At 34.4% G+C, this 4,073-nt stretch carries 4 protein-coding genes and 1 pseudogene; 4 read left to right on the top strand and 1 reads right to left on the bottom strand.

Features of this window, described 5'->3' with window-relative positions; translation table 11 throughout:
• Both ACLGL1_RS09725 and ACLGL1_RS09720 read left to right on the top strand, forming a co-directional pair.
• A pseudogene (locus ACLGL1_RS09725) lies at positions 1-301 on the top strand (hypothetical protein); the annotation flags it as partial.
• A 218-nt stretch (positions 302-519) separates the two neighbouring features.
• Positions 520-1,107, top strand: coding sequence for a hypothetical protein (locus tag ACLGL1_RS09720; RefSeq protein WP_411008477.1), 588 nt, complete (start codon positions 520-522; stop codon positions 1,105-1,107).
• Positions 1,108-1,251: 144 nt separating this feature from the next.
• On the opposite strand, the gene ACLGL1_RS09715 is transcribed toward ACLGL1_RS09720, so the two are convergent.
• Positions 1,252-1,971 carry a DUF3800 domain-containing protein gene (locus tag ACLGL1_RS09715; RefSeq protein ID WP_411008478.1) on the bottom strand — a complete coding sequence of 240 codons (720 nt, stop codon included), beginning with the start codon at positions 1,969-1,971 and terminating at the stop codon, positions 1,252-1,254.
• Positions 1,972-2,615: 644 nt separating this feature from the next.
• Between ACLGL1_RS09715 and ACLGL1_RS09710 the strand changes: the two genes are divergently transcribed.
• The gene (locus tag ACLGL1_RS09710) at positions 2,616-3,005 is read left to right on the top strand and encodes a hypothetical protein (protein WP_411008476.1); all 390 of its coding nucleotides are present in this window, start codon (positions 2,616-2,618) and stop codon (positions 3,003-3,005) included.
• A gap of 36 nt (positions 3,006-3,041) precedes the next feature.
• The gene (locus ACLGL1_RS09705) at positions 3,042-4,043 is read left to right on the top strand and encodes a type II toxin-antitoxin system antitoxin SocA domain-containing protein (protein WP_411008475.1); all 1,002 of its coding nucleotides are present in this window, start codon (positions 3,042-3,044) and stop codon (positions 4,041-4,043) included.
• Positions 4,044-4,073: the final 30 nt, after the last annotated feature.

Raw genomic sequence — 4,073 nt, 5'->3', positions numbered from 1 at the left:
GTGGGATAAAACAAACACTAAAGCTCCATTGCATAGTGGTCAGTATGAGTTTTGGCAGTTCCGAATCAATAAGTCTAAGGGAAGGATAATAGGCTTTATTGTGGAAGGAATATTTTATGTTGTGTGGCTTGACCCCCATCACAATCTGACTGACAGTGCAGGGTATGGCGGAGTAATAAAGTATACCCCTGGATTGAGTTTGTACGAAAAGCAAGAGAGAGAAATTGATAGTTTAAAGAAGCGAGTTTTGTATTTAGAAGAAGAATTGAAGGCCGCAGAAGAACTCTTAGATAAAGTGTAAGCACAAAGGGTCTGAACTTAGCTGGTCTGTAGGACTCTGGACCTCCTTGTGTAAGTACAAGGGGTCTTTTCTTGTGAAACCTAGGCTAAGGGAGAAATCATGATGTATAGAGTAGGCTATAGAGATTTACAAAAAAATAGAACTGTTAGTTTTAAAAAAGGCATAAAGTAGATACTATGGGAATAATAGAAAAAACCGTAAGGTGCATTGCGAATAATATGACAATTGCAACTATGGGAATAACTTTTTTGATAGAGGCTGGTTGTATAAGTGATTTTGAACAGCAATTATATTCCGGGTTGGTTTGTATTGGATTTAGTAATATATATTTTATTGTGTGTGAAGAGTTTTTAAATAATTATAAATTAAGGAATCAAGGTAGCTCTTCTAAGAGTCTAATAAGGAATATCTTTTCAGAGTTAAAAACGGTTAGGCGATATAGCTCTATAGAAAAAGAGAGTAGTATACAATCACTTCATGAGATTAGTGGTGTAGCTGTACAATATATTGAGTCGGTTTTCCTGCCTTTTATATTTATTTTGATGGGGGATGCCTATAAAAATGAACCCAAAACAGTTATTCTTCCTATTGTGATTTTTGTGTTGTGGGTTTTACTTAGGCACTTAAACAAAGATGGTGACAAAAATAAATCTAATAAAAACCGTTTTGTTTCTCTCTTACTTATATTCGTACTGATGATCTTTGGCTGGGTAATAAAAGACATAAGCTATGTAATTCTTTCTGTTTTTATAGTTTTGCCATTTTTCATCAGCTTATGGAAATTCTGTAGGCCCGAGGACACATAAAAATAGCCACCTATGAAGGTGGCTATTTACCAAGTGCTTATTTGTGGCGATAACACATACCGCTTACCTAGAGGACGGCACATTAATAAGACTTACTGTTGGTTATAAGTATATAATAGCAAAGATACGAAAAAAGTCAAATTTTTATAACGGAAAGGAATAAATAAATTTCAGTAAACCGTTGCGTTTAAGTAGATTAATTTCTTTATCATAAGCTTGGGTTTTCAGGTGTGAATATAGTAAATTAGATAGAACGTCAGCGACTTGAATAAGAGTGTTATTTGCAGAGTCGAAGTATCGAACACTGAAAGAGCCTTGATTAATATTTGTAAGAAACAACTCGGTATTTAAGTAGTCTTCAAGAAAGTACTTCGATTCGGTTCGCTCATTTCGTTCATCTAATTGAAGGGTATGATTTTCACTAGGCAAATACCCATGTATGATAAAATATTCCAAGGCGTTTTTCAATAAATAATTGAAGGCACGAGAAGAATTTGAGCAAAAAGTATTGTTCAGTCTTGAATTGTCAGCCACAATATAGAATAAACTAAAATTATTTTTCTTGGAAAAATGCTGAATGAATTTTTGCTTTAATTCTCTATTGAAACAAGAACCTTTTAGCTCATGAAATTTATCATTGAGAAACATTCTGTTTTTAGAATCTAGTGTTTTCAAAGTGGGGTAATTGGTGGAGACAAATCGTTTATAAGATCTTTTTAAAGAGTGAGTGCTCTCCGGAACAACCAAAGTTATTATAAAAAATTCATTACTTAGCTTATTATTTATGGTTCCGGATTCATCTATATAAATATTCATTAATAACCCTTTTTGTTTTGAAACAACTTTTGTTTTGAAACAACGCATTGCTTTCACTATAGCTTATTCCAGAATACCACGTTTTTTGTGTGAAATAAAGCCAAATGAGAGTATATCTAAAAAAGAAGAATCAGAATGTAACGCTTGAACCTTCACAAATTCAAGTGCCAAATGTGCTAAAAGTAGCTGTGTAAAAAGCAGTATTGGTGGCATGGACCCACCCTGAATCTGCGGTGTATTGTTATTTTACTCCGTATATCAGATGCTCGGCTATTCAATAGCCGAGTAGTTCACATAGGAATCCCTTTGTGCGAACTACTAGGATCGATTGTGATCGCATTTTTTCAACAAAAGCTATTGAATATAGTGAGAAAATAAGGACTACCAACCGGAAAGATATCTGTACCGACCTCTTTCAAGTTTTACTGAATAAGATTGCAAACGAAACTCCGGAAGTTATTCAAGTCAATGAAGATGAACTCTTGAGAATAAACCCTCTAGCTGCAAAAATTAAATAGACCTTCATAAAAAATCAGAGCTGCCTCTTAGAGAAGCAGCTCTTTTCTATTCCGTTCAGAACATAGCCAATCTAAAATAAGGGGAATAGCAGATGTGTTTCAACGTTGACAAAAGGCAGCTAAATGATACAATAAATGAAAAAGCGAATCGAACTGTTAATCGGGAGAAGAGGCTTGGCTATAACAGAAAAAGATGTTGAAACCTATTTAGAAGAAGCGAAGGCTTTGATTCGAGCTGGAGATTATAGGATTGCTAGGAATGTTACCAGAAGTGACAATAATGACTTGTTTTTAGAATATGTGATCTCTGAAGCTGAGGCTGAAAAAATATTATTAAGCTTATCGGCTAAAGATTTTTCGGAGGTTCGCAGGAACCAAAAAGAAGGTTACGGGCATGAGTTTCTGTACATATTTGGAAAAGAAGTTGAATTGCTAGAAAGATTTGGGTCGCATCTAGTGATAGTGCCATTATATATTAAACTGAATAAGATAGAAAATAAAATCCTGATTGTTATATCATTCCACAAGCAAAAGTATAAACTTATATATTGTTTTAAAGATTAATGTCAGCGATAATTGCTAACCAAAGGAATGATAAATATGATTATTAAAGGGGAAAGGGATTTCTGCACAGAGTGTCGAGAAACAACCACCTACACATTAAAAAAGAAGGATATAACAAAGGAGATTAAAGGATGCACATATCAGTTTAGTATTACTACAGCCTTTTGTGATAATTGTGGCAAGGAAGTGAATATTCCCGGACTCATTGATAAAAATATTAAAGAAATAGACGAGCAATATAGATTTATTAAAGGACTGGTATCTATTGAGGATATTCAAAGACTTCTGACTCTATATGATATCGGAAAGAGACCCTTGTCTTTAGCCCTTGGCTTTGGCGAAGTTACCATTGAGCGCTATTTATCCGGTCAGATTCCATCTAAAAAGTATTCTGATGTTATAAAGAAAGCCTTAACTAATCCCTCCTATATGAAATCGTGTCTCGAAGAAAATGAAAATAAGCTAAAGGACATAGCCTTTGCGAAATCAATGAGTGCAGCCGAAAGATGTGAGAGTCTGTTTTCGGTATCTGAAAAAATATTAGGCGTTATTTCTAGACTCTTTGATAATCTAGAAGAAATTACCCCATTGATGCTACAAAAACTGCTTTATTATGTGCAGGGATTGTCGTATGTGAAAAACGGGAAGCCGATATTTTTAGAAGAGTGTCAGGCGTGGGTTCATGGACCTGTTTATCCGGAGATCTACTTTATGTTTAGGGATTTTAAGTATAATCCAATTGAAGATGTGCGATTTGCTATTATTCAGAGTGATAAAGATAGGTTAACCGAGAGTGATGTCTATATAGTAGATTTGGTTTCTGATACATTTGGGCGATATAGTGGAAAAGTTTTAGAGAAAATTACCCACAAAGAAGCACCGTGGATATCCGCTAGAAAAGGCCTTTCGGACGATATGAGATCAAATAAAATCATCTCGTCCGAAAGTATAGAAGCCTACTTTAAAGAAAAAGATGGTGAGTATGGTTTCTCTGAAAAAGCAGGAATAGAAACTTACATTTGCAATATGATGGATTAATAGACTTTCATAAATAAAAGCTGCCTCCTA

The sequence above is a fragment of the Peptococcus simiae genome (assembly GCF_046569735.1).
GTDB lineage: Bacteria > Bacillota > Peptococcia > Peptococcales > Peptococcaceae > Peptococcus > Peptococcus simiae_A.
Note: the sequence above shows the minus strand (reverse complement) of the source record. Positions and strands in the feature narration are given on the sequence as shown.

Bases quoted from the DNA above. Each gene is read 5' to 3' on its own strand.
- ACLGL1_RS09720 (WP_411008477.1), top strand. From the start codon at position 520: ATGACAATTGCAACTATGGGAATAACTTTTTTGATAGAGGCTGGTTGT.
- ACLGL1_RS09715 (WP_411008478.1), bottom strand. From the start codon at position 1,971: ATGCGTTGTTTCAAAACAAAAGTTGTTTCAAAACAAAAAGGGTTATTA.
- ACLGL1_RS09705 (WP_411008475.1), top strand. From the start codon at position 3,042: ATGATTATTAAAGGGGAAAGGGATTTCTGCACAGAGTGTCGAGAAACA.